Source organism: Streptomyces sp. NBC_00193 (assembly GCF_026342735.1).
GTDB lineage: Bacteria > Actinomycetota > Actinomycetes > Streptomycetales > Streptomycetaceae > Streptomyces > Streptomyces stoeckheimensis.
The window spans coordinates 758084-773229 of record NZ_JAPEMM010000002.1; the positions used below are offsets into that span (position 1 = coordinate 758084).

The 15146-nt window shown below is 72.6% G+C and carries 16 protein-coding genes; 4 read left to right on the top strand and 12 right to left on the bottom strand.

All coding sequences use genetic code 11. The annotated features are described in order from the left end of the window. Positions 1-78: 78 nt before the first annotated feature. From OG898_RS31520 to OG898_RS31530, 3 genes are read right to left on the bottom strand one after another with little or no spacing between them, the layout of a single operon-like run. A complete protein-coding gene (locus OG898_RS31520) occupies positions 79-399 on the bottom strand; it encodes a hypothetical protein (RefSeq protein WP_266961570.1) in 321 nt (106 codons plus the stop codon). Continuing rightward, a complete protein-coding gene (locus OG898_RS31525) occupies positions 396-1361 on the bottom strand; it encodes a hypothetical protein (protein WP_266961572.1) in 966 nt (321 codons plus the stop codon). The genes OG898_RS31520 and OG898_RS31525 overlap by 4 nt, the downstream gene beginning before the upstream one ends. Then, positions 1358-2206 carry a phosphatase PAP2 family protein gene (locus OG898_RS31530; RefSeq protein WP_266961574.1) on the bottom strand — a complete coding sequence of 283 codons (849 nt, stop codon included), beginning with the start codon at positions 2204-2206 and terminating at the stop codon, positions 1358-1360. The genes OG898_RS31525 and OG898_RS31530 overlap by 4 nt, the downstream gene beginning before the upstream one ends. Before the next feature lie 215 nt (positions 2207-2421). Here OG898_RS31530 and OG898_RS31535 point away from each other — a divergent pair, with 215 nt between their 5' ends. After that, a complete protein-coding gene (locus OG898_RS31535) occupies positions 2422-3066 on the top strand; it encodes a TetR/AcrR family transcriptional regulator (RefSeq protein WP_250738160.1) in 645 nt (214 codons plus the stop codon). 225 nt (positions 3067-3291) lie between these two features. Here the strand turns inward: OG898_RS31535 and OG898_RS31540 are convergent, their stop codons facing one another. Together OG898_RS31540 and OG898_RS31545 are read right to left on the bottom strand one after the other, a co-directional pair. Beyond that, entirely contained in the window at positions 3292-3828 is a 537-nt protein-coding gene (locus tag OG898_RS31540) for a TerD family protein (RefSeq protein ID WP_266961576.1), read from the bottom strand. Between the two features lie 119 nt (positions 3829-3947). Next, positions 3948-5126, bottom strand: coding sequence for a hypothetical protein (locus OG898_RS31545; protein ID WP_266961578.1), 1179 nt, complete (start codon positions 5124-5126; stop codon positions 3948-3950). A gap of 252 nt (positions 5127-5378) precedes the next feature. Between OG898_RS31545 and OG898_RS31550 the strand changes: the two genes are divergently transcribed. Then, positions 5379-6194 carry a glutamate ABC transporter substrate-binding protein gene (locus OG898_RS31550; RefSeq protein ID WP_250738166.1) on the top strand — a complete coding sequence of 272 codons (816 nt, stop codon included), beginning with the start codon at positions 5379-5381 and terminating at the stop codon, positions 6192-6194. Here OG898_RS31550 and OG898_RS31555 read toward each other — a convergent pair. Together OG898_RS31555 and OG898_RS31560 are read right to left on the bottom strand one after the other, a co-directional pair. Continuing rightward, entirely contained in the window at positions 6178-7140 is a 963-nt protein-coding gene (locus OG898_RS31555; protein WP_250738168.1) for a superoxide dismutase, read from the bottom strand. The two genes, OG898_RS31550 and OG898_RS31555, sit on opposite strands and share 17 nt — an antisense overlap. Positions 7141-7265: 125 nt before the next feature. Continuing rightward, on the bottom strand, positions 7266-7838 hold the full coding sequence (locus tag OG898_RS31560) for a DJ-1/PfpI family protein (RefSeq protein ID WP_250738172.1): 573 nt from the start codon (positions 7836-7838) through the stop codon (positions 7266-7268). 236 nt (positions 7839-8074) lie between these two features. Here OG898_RS31560 and OG898_RS31565 point away from each other — a divergent pair, with 236 nt between their 5' ends. Beyond that, positions 8075-8893: an endonuclease I family protein gene (locus OG898_RS31565; RefSeq protein ID WP_266961580.1), complete on the top strand. Its 819-nt coding sequence runs from the start codon at positions 8075-8077 to the stop codon at positions 8891-8893. Between the two features lie 25 nt (positions 8894-8918). Here OG898_RS31565 and OG898_RS31570 read toward each other — a convergent pair whose 3' ends face one another. The 4 genes from OG898_RS31570 to OG898_RS31585 all read right to left on the bottom strand — a co-directional run bounded on the left by OG898_RS31570 (position 8919) and on the right by OG898_RS31585 (position 12960). Continuing rightward, positions 8919-9377, bottom strand: a complete 459-nt coding sequence (locus OG898_RS31570) for a GNAT family N-acetyltransferase (protein WP_266961581.1) — start codon at positions 9375-9377, stop codon at positions 8919-8921. A 113-nt stretch (positions 9378-9490) separates the two neighbouring features. Further along, positions 9491-11158, bottom strand: coding sequence for a glycoside hydrolase family 20 protein (locus tag OG898_RS31575; RefSeq protein ID WP_266962665.1), 1668 nt, complete (start codon positions 11156-11158; stop codon positions 9491-9493). 83 nt (positions 11159-11241) lie between these two features. After that, positions 11242-11682, bottom strand: coding sequence for a heme-binding protein (locus tag OG898_RS31580; protein ID WP_266961582.1), 441 nt, complete (start codon positions 11680-11682; stop codon positions 11242-11244). Between the two features lie 51 nt (positions 11683-11733). Then, positions 11734-12960: an MFS transporter gene (locus OG898_RS31585; RefSeq protein ID WP_250738182.1), complete on the bottom strand. Its 1227-nt coding sequence runs from the start codon at positions 12958-12960 to the stop codon at positions 11734-11736. A 194-nt stretch (positions 12961-13154) separates the two neighbouring features. Here OG898_RS31585 and OG898_RS31590 point away from each other — a divergent pair, with 194 nt between their 5' ends. Then, positions 13155-13622, top strand: a complete 468-nt coding sequence (locus OG898_RS31590) for a MarR family winged helix-turn-helix transcriptional regulator (RefSeq protein ID WP_250738184.1) — start codon at positions 13155-13157, stop codon at positions 13620-13622. Between the two features lie 94 nt (positions 13623-13716). Here OG898_RS31590 and OG898_RS31595 read toward each other — a convergent pair whose 3' ends face one another. Continuing rightward, on the bottom strand, positions 13717-14877 hold the full coding sequence (locus tag OG898_RS31595) for an IMP dehydrogenase (protein ID WP_250738189.1): 1161 nt from the start codon (positions 14875-14877) through the stop codon (positions 13717-13719). Between the last annotated feature and the right edge of the window lie 269 nt (positions 14878-15146).

Consider the following 15146-nt stretch of genomic DNA (forward strand, 5'->3'; position numbering starts at 1 on the left):
GCGTCGTCCATTCAGGTCCTGCGCGCGACGTCCGTTCAGGTCTCACGAGGAGAGACGCGTGAACAGGTGAAACGGTTCTCAGCCGGGCCGGCGGACCTCGGGGGCGGGCCGCAGGACGGCCACCGCCGCCAGGCCGAGCACGGCCGCTCCCGCCGCCAGGAAACCGCCGCGGGAGCGCCAGGACAGCACCGACCACGTCGACTGGGCGGAGGCGAACGAGCCCGCGCTCAGTACGGATCCCACCGAGGCGGCCGACAGGGCCGAGCCGATCGAGCCGACCGACAGCACGCTGCCGACCGATCCGATGGACAGGATCGATCCCACCGAACCGATGGAGAGGATCGATCCCTTGGAGCGGAGCGAGAGGAACGAACCGTAGTCGGCAACCATGCGGATCATGCTGCCACACCGGCCATCGGCGCCGGCTGAGGCGCGGAAGGAGGCGCGGAAGGAGGCGCGGAGGGAGGAGCGGAAGGAGGCACGGGCTTGGACGCGGTCTGAGGCGCGGGCTTGGACCCGGACTGGGGCGCGGCGGTCGCCGTCTGCCGCGGGGCCCGGGTGAGCAACAGCACGCCCCGGGCCGCCGCGAGCGCCCCGGCCACGGCCAACAGGACCCCGAAGGCGCCGCCGTGGATGCGTTCGCCGAGCAGGATCATGCCGATCGCGGCCGCGGCCAGCGGGTTGGTCAGGTTGACCACCGCGAGCGGGGCGCCGAGGCCGCCCCGGTAGGCCCGCTGGGACAGGAGCATCCCGCCGACCGCGAAGACCACCACGAGCAGCGCCACCGAGACGACGCGGACGCTGAGCAGGGACCCGCCCCGGCCGCCCGCCACGGCGACGGTCTGGGTCAGGGCGGAGGCTGCCGCGGAGGCCAGCCCGGACGCCGTCGCGTGGCGCAGCCCCGAGCGGGTGTCGCTCCGTGCGGTCAGCAGCATGATCACCGCGGCCGTGGCTCCGGATACGGCGAGCGCTTCGGCCAGGGTCAGGGTCTCGTCGGGGGACGGGCCGGAGGCGGGCAGCAGGAGCAGGCCGAGGCCGACGACGGTGGCCAGGGTGCCGCGCCATTCGCTGGCCACGACCCGCCTTCCGGCGCCGCGGGCGCCCAGCGGTACGGCGGCGACGAGGGTGAGCGCGCCGAGCGGCTGGACCAGGGTGAGCGGCCCGTACCGCAGGGCGGCGGCGTGCAGGAGCGCGGCGGCGGCGTTCAGGCCGGCCGACCACCACCAGGCGCCGTTGCCGAGCAGTGCCGCGGTGCTGCGGGCGACCGCGCGGCGGGCGAGGCGTTCCTGGGCGACGGCGGCGGCCGCGTAGGTGACGGCCGCGGCGAGGCAGAGCAGGACGGCGAGGACCGTGGCGTTCACCGGACCGCTCCTACGGGCTCCATCGGCTCTGCGGGCCTCGGGGCGCCCGGACCGGCAGCCGTCGGCACGGGCAGCGCCGCGGAACGCGGGACCGGCACGCTCCGCCGGGCGACGAGCGACCGGCCGACCGGGCGCGGGACCAGCAGCAGGGCGGCTCCGAGGAGCAGCGTGGCGACGACGGCGTCGAGCCAGTAGTGGTTGGCCGTGCCGACGACCACGAGCAGGGTCACCAGCGGGTGCAGCAGCCACAGGGCGCGCCACCGCGAGGAGGTGGCGGCGATCATGCCGAGGGCCAGCATCAGCGCCCATCCGAAGTGCAGCGAGGGCATCGCGGCGAACTGGTTGGCCATGGTGTCGGCGGCGGGCGCGGCTCCGTAGACGGTCGGGCCGTAGACCTGGCCGGTGTCGATCAGGTGGGCCTCGCCCAGCATCCGCGGGGGTGCGAGCGGGAAGGCCAGGTGGATGACGAGGGCCGCGCCGGTCAGGACGGCCAGGACCCGGCGGGTCCAGAGGTAGTGCGCGGGGCGGCGTACGTAGAGCCAGACGAGGAAGAGCACCGTGGCGGGGAAGTGCACGGCCGCGTAGTAGGTGTTCGCGGTGTGCACGAGGGCGTCGCTGTGCAGGAGCAGGCGCTGGACCAGGCCTTCGCCGGGCAGGTGCAGGGTGCGCTCGGCGTCCCAGATCCGGGTGGCGTTGCGGAAGGCTTCCTCCGTGCGGCCGGTGGCGAGCGTACGGCCGCACTTGTAGACCGCGAAGAGGCCCACGACGAGCAGGAGCTCGCGTATGAGGCGGCGGCGGGCGCCCGGCCCCGCGCCGGCCCCGACGGGTGTGGTGTGGGAGGTCATCCCCCGGTCTCGCTTCCTGTACACAGCTCTGGCTCACAATCGACACACCAGTGTATCGATACATTCTCGTATCGATACGAGTGTGTACCGATACGCTCGCGTTCCCGTAGACTTTCACTAGAGCCCACTGCCCCGCGACCGAAAAAAATCGGCCATCATGACGAGGGCCCACCCGGCCACACCGGCCGGAACGCAGCATCGAGGAGAGCCGCCCCATGACGTCGCCGACGCCGGAAGCCGCCCCGGCCCCCGCGCGCCGCTCCAAGATCACGCCGGAGCGCGAGCAGCAGCTCTACGACGCCGTCCTGGAGCAGCTGCGCGAGGACGGCTACGAGGCGCTGACCATGGAGAAGATCGCCGCCCGGGCCACCTGCGGAAAGTCCACGCTCTACCGGCAGTGGAAGACCAAACCGCAGCTCGTCGCCGCCGCCCTGCGCGCGGACCGGCGCGGGACCCTCGCCGCGGTGGACACCGGAACCCTGCCGGGCGACCTGCGCGAGGCGGCCCGGATCGCCGCCTGCACCTCGGGGAACGACACCCGGCTGATGCAGGCCCTCGGGCACGCGGTGCTGAGCGACGAGGAGCTGAAGGCGGCCCTGCGCGAGGCTCTGGTGGAGCCGGAGCTGGCGGCGTTCGACTCGATCGTGGCGCGGGCCGTGGCCCGGGGCGAGCTCGCCCCCGGACACCCTGCCGTGGAGTTCCTGCCGGCGCAGCTGATGGGCGTGCTGCGCATCCGGCCCGTGCTGGAGGGCCGCTTCGCCGACGCCGAGTACCTCGTGCGGTTCGTCGACGCCTGCCTGCTGCCGGTGCTGGGCGCGGCCCCGCCGGAGGCGGACCGGGCCCCTGAACCGGGCGCCTGAACCGGGACCTGAACCAGGCCCCCTGAACCAGCGGGCCGCCGTCCTTGATGACCGGACGGTGACCCGCTCGCGCTGCCTCGTGGGGACGGTGGCAGCGCAGCCCCCGGACCGGACGGCGGGCACTCCCTCGCGGAGTGACCGCCGACCGGTCCGTGTGGCTTTCCCGCCGGCTTTGCCGCCGGCTTCGGTGCCGCCCTTCCGGGCGGCTCTCCGTGTGGAGCCCGCTCAGCTCCGGGCAGCGCCCATCGCCCGGGCGAACTCCTCCGGGTCGGCGTCGAAGCCCCGTAGGGTCGGGTCGATCGACCAGACCCCCGCGGCGTCGCGGGTGAACTCGGCGACCGTGACCCCGCTCGCGGCGCCGAAGCCGGTGAGGTCGTCCACGGCGAGGTCTTCGTAGCCCTCCCGGATGCGCACCCCCTTGCCCGCGACCTCGGCGAAGGTCACCGCCGGGCCGCCGCCCGGCCGCTGGATCACCACGCCCACCACGACCCGGGTCAGCTCATCGGCGATCCGGGTGAGTTCGATGGTCATGACCTCGTCGAAACCCAGCCCCAGTCCGGTCCTGCTGTCCCGGTTCAGCGTGATGGTGCCATCGGGCGACCGGCTGCCGAAGTGGACCAGGTGGACGGGGTCCCCGTACGGGTCCGCGGCCGGGTAGACCGCGGCGATCAGGTCGAGGTCGTGGACGGGCGCTCCCGCCGGGCTGGGATCCCACCGCAGCGCGATCTCCACCTTGGCCAGGCCCTTGCGTACTCCGCTCACCGAACTCCCCCTCCGAACACCGTGTGTTGCCCTCCCATGCTGTCACGGGTCCCGCCCCGGGGCTCGAACGACCGTACGTTCCCGGCCAGTCCGGGGACCGGACGGAGACGGCACGGGGGTTACCAGTCGCCGTCCTGGACCGGCTTGCCCGGCCGGGGAGCGTTCCCCAGGGGTGCGACCTGGCCGGGAGCGGGTTCCGTCCACGGAGCCTCGTCGGTGCCGAGCCATTCGCCGACCGGCTGCACCCGGCCGAGGGTGTCGGAGGCGGCGAGGTCGGCGGCATCCTCGTCGTAGTAGTCGAACCACGGCAGCCCGGCCTTGGTGTACGCGGCCCGGTCCACCGGCGAGGGCGGCGGCTCCTCCCCGGTGATCCGGCGCCATGCGGGCGGGGTCACCAGGTGGACGAAGACCCGCGCGGCCGGCTCGGACGCCCAGTCCTTCGCCTTGCGGTCGTCGCGGTACACCTCCTGCCGCATGGAGCCGCCGACGCCGAGTCCCATCGCCGGGGCCGCCTGCGGGGCCGGCCCGCCCCTCGAGCGGCGCAGCGGGCCCCCGGCCGAGGCCGGAGCCGGAGCCGCGGGCGCTCCGGGAAGCCCGCCCGGCGCCGGAGCCGCCATCGGCGCCGGCATCGGCGCCGGCATCGGCATCCCCGGGGCCGCTCCGTAGCCGCCGCCCCCGTAGCCGCCCGGCTGACCGCCCGGCGGCACGATCCCGTAGGGAGCGCCGCCGACCCGGCCGGCCCCGGCCGTGCGCGCCCGCTCCTCCTCCCGCCACCGCTCCAGTGCCTTCGCCCCGAGCGGGAAGGCCTGGAGCTGCACGCCGCCCGCGGTCTCCTCGCCGGTGACCTGGCCCTCCACCGTGGCGCCGAGCCCCAGCGGGACGGCGACGAACTGGCGGACCGTACCCGTGCCCGAATTGATCCCGTCCAGCCACGGCTGGCGCGGCAGCACGAGATAGTTCTGCGGCCTGCGCCCGAGCGCGCCCGTCCACCGCTCGCCGGAGACGGCGCACACCTTGCCGACGCCGACCTGGAGCGCGGTGGGCTCCCGGGTCCCGCCGAAGCTGAGCCACATCGCCTCGCGCAGGTACACGGGGAGCATCACCCCGCCCTTGGCGAGCCAGTCCGCCGGAACCGTGTCCGGATAGTCCTCCACCCGCCGCAGCGGGAACTCCCCCAGCCCCGGGGGCAGATTGTGCGTACCGGTCTCCGGCAGCCGCAGCGTCCGCATGAACCGGACCTGCGCCCCCTCGCCCAGCAGCAGTGCGTTCCCCTCGACCCGTACCCCGCCCTTGGCCACTCGACCGGCTCCTCTCCCGTTCAGAACCGGATTCGCCGCAGGATCTGCCGCCGTTCCGGATCGTTACCCTCAAGATTTGCTCAGATGCCGTGACACTGTGCCCGACACCTTCCTAGCTTCCTCATATACGCGTCCACCAGCCCGTGCGGTTCCCCCGCGCCACGGGCCGGTCCCGGTGCGCTCCGCGCGCTCCCGCGCGGCACCGCCCGCCCGCGACCCCGCGTATCCGCGTACCCCAGGAAAGAGTGCAGCATGAAGGTTCCCAAGGCAGGCGTCATCGCCGCAGTGATCGGTCTCTCCCTGACCGCATCGGCGTGTGGCGGTGACGATGACCAGGGAACCCTCGCCGTCGGCATCAAGTTCGACCAGCCGGGCGTCGGGATGCGGGAGCCCGACGGGAGCTTCACCGGTTTCGACGTGGACGTGGCGACGTACGTCGCGAAGGAGCTCGGCTACTCGAAGGACCGGATCGTCTTCAAGGAGGTCCTCAGCAACGACCGCGAGCTCCTGATCGAGTACAACGAGGTCGAGATCGTGGCGGCCAGCTACTCGATCAACGACAAGCGCAAGCTGAAGGTCGACTTCGCCGGCCCGTACTTCCTCGCGCACCAGGACCTGATGGTCCGCGCCGACGACCCCACGATCACCAAGGCCGAGGACCTCAACAACCCCGCCAAGCGGCTGTGCTCGGTGACCGGATCGACCTCGGCGGAGAACGTCAGGAAGAACCTGGCTCCCAAGGCGAGCCTCCTGGAGCTCGGCGGCTACTCCGAATGCGTCGTCGCCCTCAAGGACGGCCTGGTGGACGCCATGACCACGGACAACTCGATCCTGGCCGGCTACACCGCCCGCAAGGGCAACGAGGGCAAGTTCCGGCTGATCGGGCTGAGGCTGAGCAGCGAGAACTACGGGATCGGCATGAAGAAGGGCAACACCGAGCTCCAGGTCAAGATCAACAATGCGCTCCGCAAGATGGTCGAGGACGGCACCTGGGAAGCGGCCGTGAAGAAGAACTTCGGCCCGGACTACAAGTACGAGGCGGCACCCGCCATCACAGCGGGCAGCTGACGACCGTCGAGGCGGTGGCCGGGTCCGACCAGTCGGCGTCGAAACGGGCGTTGACCACGTAGAGCCGGCCGCCGTACACCGCCGCCGTCGTCGGCTCGTCGAAGCGCGGGTCGGTGATCTGCTTGACGAAGCGGGCCCGGCGGCCGTCCCCGCTCAGGGTGAACACGTCCACCGCATAGGCCCAGTTGCGTACGACGTACAGCGTGCGCCCGTGCACCACGAGCCCGTCGCCGTTGCGCGCCGAGCCGCCGTCGAGCACGGTCCGGGTGGCGGCGCCGGTACGCGGGTCCACGCGGAACAGCGCCTCTGCGGTGTCGTGCACCACGAGCAGGGCCTGGCCGTCGGGGGTCCGCGCGATCCCGTTGGCGCCCCAGTGGTCGCCGCCGGGCGGGACCGGGTCCCACTCGCCGCCGAGCTGCAGGGCGCGGGGGGCCGCGCCGGGGCCGGTGAGGTCCCGGCCGACGGGCAGGAAGTACAGGACGTCCGCGAAGGAGTCGGTGAACCAGGCGCCCCCGCAACCGACGACGGCGTCGTTGACGAAGGCGGCGCCCGTCGCGGCCTGGTGGGTGGCCAGAACCCGCCCGTCCCCGGCGTCGATCACCCGGATCTGCCCGCTGGCGCCGCCCGCGACCAGCAGCCGGCCGTACGGGTCGAGCTTGAGGCCCACCGACATCGGCCCCTCGCCCCGGGTGATGATCCGCCCGGCGCCGGTGGTGAGGTCGAAGCGGTAGACCGAGCCGTCGAGCAGCGAGCCCGTGTAGGCCGTGCCGCGCGCGGAGACGGCGATCCCTTCGGGCTGGAAGCCCGCCGGGATCGCCACCGTGTCGGGCCACGGCCTGGCCGCCTCCTGGGCCCGGGCGAGCGGCGCCCCGGCTCCGACGAGCGCGGCGCCTCCCAGCGCCGCGGCCGCACCGATGAACCCGCGCCGTCCCCATCGTCCCGCCATGACTGACCCCTCTCAACTGCCGTGCGCAATAGGTGGGTTGACGCCCACACCCCACCACATCGATTGCGCTCCCCGGCAGTCCCCGGCAGTCACGGCCTAGATCCTTCACAAGGGGACGGCGGAGCTCAGGCTCCCGAGACCGGGGCCTTGCCGCGCAGGACGGTCAGGAACTCGCGCATCCAGGCGGAGTGGTCGGGCCAGGCGCGGGCCGACACCAGCGTGCCGTCGACCACGGCCTCGGAGTCCTCGAAGGTGGCGCCGGCCGCCTTCACGTCCAGCTCCAGCGCCGGGTAGGCCGTGACCCGGCGGCCGTCGAGCGCACCGGCCGCGGCGGCGATCAGGGGGCCGTGGCAGATCTGCGCGATCGGCTTGTCGTCGCCGGCGAAGGCCGACAGGATCCGCCGCACCTCGGGGTCGTTGCGCAGGTACTCCGGGGCGCGTCCGCCGGGCACGACGAGCGCCGCGTACTCCCCCGGGTCCACGTCGGCGAAGGCGATGTCGGCGGGCCAGGTGTAGCCGGGCTTCTCGGTGTAGGTGTCGAAGCCGTCCTCGAAGTCGTGTACGACGAACCGCAGCTTCTTCACCGCCGGGGCCGCGATGTGGACCTCGTACCCCTCCTCGATCAAACGCTGGTAGGGGTAGAGGACTTCGAGGGATTCCGCCGCGTCGCCGGTCACGATGAGGATCTTCGGTGCCATGGGCTGCTCCTGGTAGGGCTGTTCACGGTGTGGCCTCCGCCACCGTGCCCGCACCGCCCCGTCCTGCATAGGGATTCTTCCGCCAATCACCCGCATGACGCGCGTAGAAAATCCTGCCTCCCGACACGTGCTTTTTACCTGTAGGGCACATGACAATGTGAATCTCGCTCTGCCACCTGATACCCCGCCAATTCCCCGGGCGGGAGCGGTGCGTGTGGAGAGGTACCCCCCACGTGATGAGAATCTCGCGCCTTACTCCTTGGGCAGCCGGCCTCGCGGCCGCGTCCCTGATACTGGTCCCGGCCTCCGCCTCGGCCGGCCAGCGGAACACGGCCGCAGCCCCCGCGGCGGCCCCGGTCTCGGCCTCCGCCGTCGACACCTACTACGCCACCGCCGAGGGCAAGACCGGCGCCGCGCTGAAGACGGCGCTGCACAACATCATCAAGAACCAGTCCAAGGTGACGTACGACGGGGTCTGGAACGCCCTGAAGGTCACCGACCAGGACCCCGCGAACTCCAACAACGTCATCCTGGTCTACTCGGGCCGCTCGCAGTCGAAGTCCACCAACGGCGGCGGCGTCAACGACTGGAACCGCGAGCACGTCTGGGCCAAGAGCCACGGCGACTTCGGCACCGCCACCGGCCCCGGGACCGACCTGCACCACCTCAGGCCCGAGGACGTCACCGTCAACAGCACCCGCGGGAACAAGGACTTCGACCTGGGCGGCGGCCCGGTCTCCGAGGCCCCCGGCAGCCTGACCGACGCCGACTCCTTCGAGCCGCGGAACGCGGTCAAGGGCGATGTCGCGCGCATGCTGCTCTACATGGCCGTGCGCTACGACGGCGGTGACGGTTTCGCCGACCTGGAGATGAACGACAAGGTCAACAACGGCAGCGCGCCCCTCTTCGGCCGGATCAGCCTCCTGAAGCAGTGGAACCTGCAGGACCCGCCGGACGCCTTCGAGCAGCGCCGCAACCAGGTCATCTACGACACCTACCAGCACAACCGCAACCCGTTCATCGACCACCCGGAGTGGGTCAACTCCATCTGGTAGGCGCGCGCCGGGGCCCCTCGGCGCCCTACTGCGCGCCGAGGGCCATCCACTTCTCCGGTGCCGCGAGCGGCTCGAAGCCGGCCTTCGCGTACACCTCGTGGGCGTCCGCGGTCGCCAGCAGGATCCTGCGCAGCCCGTACGGGGCGAGGTGGTCCCGTACCGCCCCCGCCAGGGCGGTGCCGAGCCCCTTGCCCCGTACGCCCCGGTCCACGTACACGTCGCAGAGCCAGGCGAAGGTGGCGCGGTCGGTGACGACGCGGGCGTAGGCCACCTGGAGGCCGGACACGGAGTCGTAGACCCCGAAGTTGAGGGACCCCTCGATGGCGGCGTCCTGCTTCAACCGGCTCCGGCCGAGTGCCCAGTAGGCGTCCTCGGACAGCCATCGGTGGATCAGCTCCCGGTCCAGGCGGCCGGGGTCGGTGGACATCTCGTAGCCGGTGGAAATCTCATGCCCCTCCGGCGAGGGGAGCGCGCTGTCGTCCATGCCCGCATCCAAGCAAAGCGGAGGGGGCCCGGCCAGTGTGTTTCGACGGCCGAGACGCGGATGCGCGGATACGCCGGTACGCCGGTACGCCGAGACGCCGAGACGCAGCCGCGCTACAGCCGGTCGGCCAGGGCCTTGAAGGCCGGCCAGTCCAGGGCCGGGGTGCGGGAGTCCCAGACCTTCTGGGACAGGGCGGCGAGGGGGAGCCGGATGCCGGCCGCGACCTGGGCCTGGGTCTGGGACCCGGCGAGATCGCACCAGACGGCGAAGCGTGCGCCCAGGATCTGCCCGGCGTACCGCGCGGGCACGGCCGTGGTGCCGCGCAGGACGAGCGGGGTCCACTGCTCGTAGATGCGCCGGCCGTCGGGGTACGTGAACTGGTTCGGCTCCCCCAGCACGTAGTAGAGGTACTCGTCGTTGAGGTTGACGACCTTGCGGCCCTCGCGCAGGTACTCCAGCGGCGGCCGGGCCCCGATCTCCTTGCCCGTCCAGTACTCGACCTGGATGTCCCGGGCCGGCTGGGCGAGCCCGCCGGTGAAGAAGCCGTCGTTCCAGGCCGCCGGCGCCCTGCCCGCCGAACGGACCACGGCCGAACGGTCGTTCAGCCAGCCCGTCGCCAGGTCCTGGACCCGCGCGGTGGGCCCGTACCGCTGCCGGGCGGCGGCGGTGAGCTGCGGGAAGGAGGTCTGCGGATCGCGGTAGACCAGGGCCTGGTACTCGTCGGCGCCCACGTTCCAGATCGCGCCGGGGAACAACGGCAGGTACTCGCGCAGGAGTTCGTCGACGAGTTTCGCCGCCGCCGGGTTCGAGATGTCGACCGCGCCCTTGACCGTCCGGCCCTGGACGTCGCGCAGCTGCAGCCCGGGGTACGCGCGCAGCACCGCACCGAGGTGGCCGGGCGAGTCGATCTCGGGGACGACCGCGATGTGCAGACGGGCGGCGAGCGCCGTGATCCCGCGCACCTGCGCCTTGGTGAGGTGGGGGGTGGAGACGATCTCGGGATGGGTGTCGGACTCGATCCGGAAGCCCTGGTCGTCGGAGAAGTGCAGGCCGAGCTGGTTCAGCTTCAGGTCGGCCATCTCGCGCAGCCGGTCCTCGATCCAGTCCGGGGTGAAGTGCTTGCGGGCTATGTCGAGGTTGAGCCCGCGCTGCGGCTTGGCCGGGGCGTCGCGCACGGTGCCCTCCGGGGCCGAACCGCCGCCGCTCACCTCCTGTTTGAGGGTGCGGGTGCCGTAGAACACCCCGGCCTGGTCGGGTCCGGTGATGCGGACCTGCCCGTTGCTCACGGTGAGGGTGTACGACTCGGGGGTTCCGGAGCCTTTGGGCCCGAGGGCGAGTTCCACGTCCCCCTTGCGCGGGGTGGCCGATTCGGCGAATCCGATGCGCAGTTCCCCGGCGAGCAGCTTGCCCTCGTCCGCCAGGGCCGCACTGTCGGCCGGCGGTACGACGACCCGCGCCTCGGGGACGGGCCGCCAGCCGAGGCCGCGGGCCGGCACGTGTTCCCGTACGGCGGGGATCGTGCGCGGGGCCTTGGACAGCGGAAGGGCGGACGTCGGCGAGGGCTCCGGGTCTTGTGGGGTGGAGGGGGCGGCCGGGGTCGCGGCGGGTGCCGCCGCGCTCGGCGGGGTGCTCGGCGGGGTGCTCGCCGCGGCCGGGGCCCGGGCGTCCCCCGGGCCGGGCGCCCCGGACGCACAGCCGGGGACGGCGACAAGGGTGACCAGCGCGGCGACGGTTGCCGTCGCGATGACGTGGCTCCGCCCGTACTGCTTCGTCTGCCGCATCATGCACCTCTCCCCCGTACCAACGTGGCACGGGGGACGGCGGTGCGCGACCGGGGGCCCGGGGCGGGCCGGGAGGCAGGGGGTCAGGCCAGGACGCCGAGCGCGGACTCGGCGAATCCGTGGTCCTGGGCCGGGGCTCCGCCGCCGACGCCGATGGCTCCGACGAGCCGGCCGTCGCGGTGGACCGGCAGCCCGCCCGCGATGAACAGCAGCGGCCGGTCCAGGGCGGTGGGCAGCGTGTGGAAGGGGGCGCCGGGCTGGACGGCGTCGACGAGATCGGCGGTCGGGGCGTCGAGCTGCAGCGCCGTGAAGGCCTTGCGGGTGCTGGTCTCGCCCGAGATCAGGACGGCCCGGTCGTCGCGCCGGAAGGCGAGCGGGTGGCCGCTCGCGTCGAGCACGGTGACGCTGACCGCGACCCCGGCGGCTCCGGCGGCGGCCGTGGCGGCGGCGACGAGCGCCTCGGCGTCCGCGGTGGTCAGCGGGGCGACGGCGGTACGGGTCGGGGTGGGGGTGGGGGTGGACATGCGGGTCTCCTGCGGTGTGGGGGGATGCGGGTGGGTACGAGAGGTGGTGGATCAGTGGTGGGCCGGGACGGCGGCGGCTGCCGGGGCGCCTGCCGCGATGACCCGGCTGCCGCCTTCGCCGCCCGCGCGGGTCCCCGTGCGCCGTTCCAGCGCTCCGGACAGCAGGGCGAGGGCGAGGGCGGAGGCGGCCAGGGCCGCGCCGACCCAGTTCGGGGCGGTCCAGCCGAGTCCGGCGGCGATGACGAGTCCGCCGAGCCAGGCGGCGAGGGCGTTGCCGAGGTTGAAGGCGCCGATGTTGACGGCGGAGGCCAGGGTGGGGGCGCCGGAGGCCTGGTCGAGGACCCGCTTCTGCAGCGGCGGCACGGTGGCGAAGCCGAGGGCCCCGATGAGGAAGATCGTGACGGCGGCGCCCACCCGGTCGTGGGCGGTCAGGGTGAACAGGGCCAGGACGACGGCGAGCGCGCCCAGGGAGGTGTACAGCATCGGCATCAGTGCGCGGTCGGCGAAGCGGCCGCCGACGAGGTTGCCCGCGACCATGCCGAGGCCGAGGAGGACGAGCAGCCAGGTGACGGAGGTGTCGGCGAAGCCGGCGACGTTGGTCATCATCGGGGTGATGTAGGTGATGGCGGCGAAGACCCCGCCGAAGCCGAGGACGGTCATGCCCATGGCCAGGAGCACCTGGACGTTGCGGAACGCGGCCAGTTCGTGGCGGATCCGCACCCCCTCGGGGCGGGGCAGGTCGGGGACGAGCCGTGCGATGCCGAGCAGTCCGAGGAGGCCGAGCGAGGCGACGATCAGGAAGGTGACGCGCCACCCGAGGTGCTGGCCGACCAGGGTCCCGAGCGGGACGCCGACGACGTTGGCGACGGTGAGGCCGGTGAACATCATGGCGATGGCTCCGGCCTTCTTCTCGGGGGCGACGAGCTCGGCGGCGACGACCGCGCCGATGCCGAAGAAGGCGCCGTGGGCGAGGGAGGCCACCACCCGTCCGGCGAGCATGACGCCGAAGGCGGGGGCGAGCGCGGAGACCACGTTGCCGACGATGAACAGGCCCATGAGCAGCATCAGCATGCGCTTGCGCGGGATGCGGGTGCCGAGGACGGTCATCAGCGGGGCGCCGAGGACCACGCCGAGGGCGTAGCCGGTGACCAGGAAGCCCGCGGTGGGGATCGAGACGCCGTACGTGCCGGCGACCTCGGGGAGCAGGCCCATGATCACGAATTCGGTGGTGCCGATCCCGAAGGCGCCGATGGCGAGTGCGAGGAGTGCGAGAGGCATGAGGGGTGCCCTTCAGGAGCTGCGGGAGCTTCAGGGGGAGGGGAGACGGAGGCGGCGGGCGCGGCGATTGCCGCAGCGGGTTGCCTGCGTCCACATTAATTGCAGACGCGGGATATTTGCAAGCGCGGGCAATTGCAGACGTGCCCTATCCTGGAGTCAGCCACACGCCACCCGGCCTTCGAGGAGGACCGCCCATGACGGCCACGGACAGCGCACTCACCGCCCTCTCCCAGGGCTGGTGCGCCCTCTCCCTCCTGCACGGGCGCATCGAGACGCACATCGAGCGCGCACTCCAGGCGGGACACGACCTGAGCGTGCGCGAGTACTCGCTGCTCGACGTCCTCAGCCGCCAGCACAGCGGCCCGGGCGGCCACCTGCGCATGCACCAGGTCGCGGACGCGGTGGTGCTCAGCCAGAGCGCGACGACCCGGCTGGTCAGCCGGCTGGAGGACCGCGGACTGCTGAGCCGCTACCTGTGCGACACGGACCGCCGGGGCATCTACACCGACGTCAGCCCGGCCGGCCTGGCGCTCCTGGCCGAGGCCCGCCCCACCAACGACACCGCCCTGCGCGAGGCCCTGGACGAGGCGGCGCGCACTCCGGAGCTCGCCCTGCTGGTGGCCGCGGTGAAGAACACCCCGGCGGGGGTCCCGGCCGTCTAGGCGCAGCTGCGAGAGCGAATCTCGTCATGCGTGACCGCCCCGCGCCGCTCCGACGACAGGCGGCCCCGGGCCGCGGCGCCCGGGGCCGGTCGGATCACTCCGCCGCGTCGATGGCGGGGTGGCGCAGCTGCACCTCGGCACCCGTCTGCTTGAACGACTCCGCGGAGACCGGCACCAGCAGGGCATCGCGGTGGAAGTCCCGCAGGCTGGTCGACCCGCAGCTGATCATCGTCGAGGTGAGCTTCGCCCGGGTCCGCTCCACGTTGTCGTACAGGCTGCCGGCGTAGGGCACGTAGCCGTCGACGCCCTCTTCGAAGACCATGCGGCCGCGCTGGCCGTAACGGGCCGCGTTCTGCGCGCGCCGCGAGCCCTCGCCCCAGTACTCCTTGTACCACTGGTCGCCGATCTGCAGCTTCCGCGACGGGCTCTCGTCGAGCCGGGCGAAGTAGCGGCCGAGCATGATGAAGTCCGACCCCATCGCCAGCGCCATCGCCATGTGCGAGTCGTTGAGCAGCCCGCCGTCGCAGCACAACGGCACGTACACACCGGTCTCCTGGGCGTAGGCGTCGCGCGCCTGGACCACATCGATCAGCGCGGAGGCCTGCCCGCGGCCGATGCCCTTCTGCGCCCGGGTGGTGCAGATGGCCCCGCCGCCGATCCCGACCTTCACGAACGCCGCGCCCGCATCGGCGAGGTAGCGGAAGGCCCTGCCGTCGACGACGTTCCCCGCGCCGACGAGAACATCGTCCCCGTACGCCTCCCGCGCGAATTCGAGGGTCCTCGCCTGGTGCACGGAATAGCCGTCGGAGGAGTCCAGGCACAGCACGTCCGCGCCGGCCTCCGTCAGGGCGGGAATGCGGTCCTTGAAGTCACGGGAGTTGATGCCGGCACCCACGCGCAGACGCTTCTCGCCGTCCACCGTCGCGCGGTGATGCGTCGCGCCGGTCCGGACGCCGGCCTCGTGCCGCTTCACCGCCAGCACGTCGGCGGCCTGGTCCTCGATCAGCTGGTTCTGGTGGATGAACGACAACCCGCCGGCCTGCGCCAGCGCCACCGCCAGCGTCGGTGACGACACCGCCTGCATGATGGCGCTCACCATGGGAGTGGCGATCCGGATGCTCGGCTCCTCGCCGACGCGGTGGCGCACCAGCGGCGCGCCGAGGTCCACGTTGTCCGGCGTGCAGTCTTCCGTGGTCAGGCCCGGGATGAGGAGGTATTCGCTCAGCGTACGAGAAATCTCGGGGAGGATTTTCACATGGTCTCCGGCAAGGAGCCTGCGCCGGTCGACGACGGATCGGCGAGGCTCGTACGGGCAGTGCGGATCGATGCCGACCAGTGGCGCGCTATCGGAAGAATGCGCTCTGGACATCCTCAGAGCGGGCGCAACCGGCGGAGCAGTGCTCGCACGCGCGGCCGAATCGGCGGCGAGGCAGGGCAGGCCCTGATCCTCCGCGCGGTGCTGCACAGGCGCTGACTTCCATTGCGCCATGCGTGATCTTAACGCACTGTCCTGTTCACCCGTCC

What these genes read in the sequence shown, in the direction of transcription:
- OG898_RS31520 (WP_266961570.1), bottom strand. Translation starts at nt 399, where the DNA reads ATGATCCGCATGGTTGCCGACTACGGTTCGTTCCTCTCGCTCCGCTCC.
- OG898_RS31530 (WP_266961574.1), bottom strand. Translation starts at nt 2,206, where the DNA reads ATGACCTCCCACACCACACCCGTCGGGGCCGGCGCGGGGCCGGGCGCC.
- OG898_RS31535 (WP_250738160.1), top strand. Translation starts at nt 2,422, where the DNA reads ATGACGTCGCCGACGCCGGAAGCCGCCCCGGCCCCCGCGCGCCGCTCC.
- OG898_RS31550 (WP_250738166.1), top strand. Translation starts at nt 5,379, where the DNA reads ATGAAGGTTCCCAAGGCAGGCGTCATCGCCGCAGTGATCGGTCTCTCC.
- OG898_RS31555 (WP_250738168.1), bottom strand. Translation starts at nt 7,140, where the DNA reads ATGGCGGGACGATGGGGACGGCGCGGGTTCATCGGTGCGGCCGCGGCG.
- OG898_RS31560 (WP_250738172.1), bottom strand. Translation starts at nt 7,838, where the DNA reads ATGGCACCGAAGATCCTCATCGTGACCGGCGACGCGGCGGAATCCCTC.
- OG898_RS31565 (WP_266961580.1), top strand. Translation starts at nt 8,075, where the DNA reads ATGAGAATCTCGCGCCTTACTCCTTGGGCAGCCGGCCTCGCGGCCGCG.
- OG898_RS31570 (WP_266961581.1), bottom strand. Translation starts at nt 9,377, where the DNA reads ATGGACGACAGCGCGCTCCCCTCGCCGGAGGGGCATGAGATTTCCACC.
- OG898_RS31575 (WP_266962665.1), bottom strand. Translation starts at nt 11,158, where the DNA reads ATGCGGCAGACGAAGCAGTACGGGCGGAGCCACGTCATCGCGACGGCA.
- OG898_RS31580 (WP_266961582.1), bottom strand. Translation starts at nt 11,682, where the DNA reads ATGTCCACCCCCACCCCCACCCCGACCCGTACCGCCGTCGCCCCGCTG.
- OG898_RS31585 (WP_250738182.1), bottom strand. Translation starts at nt 12,960, where the DNA reads ATGCCTCTCGCACTCCTCGCACTCGCCATCGGCGCCTTCGGGATCGGC.
- OG898_RS31590 (WP_250738184.1), top strand. Translation starts at nt 13,155, where the DNA reads ATGACGGCCACGGACAGCGCACTCACCGCCCTCTCCCAGGGCTGGTGC.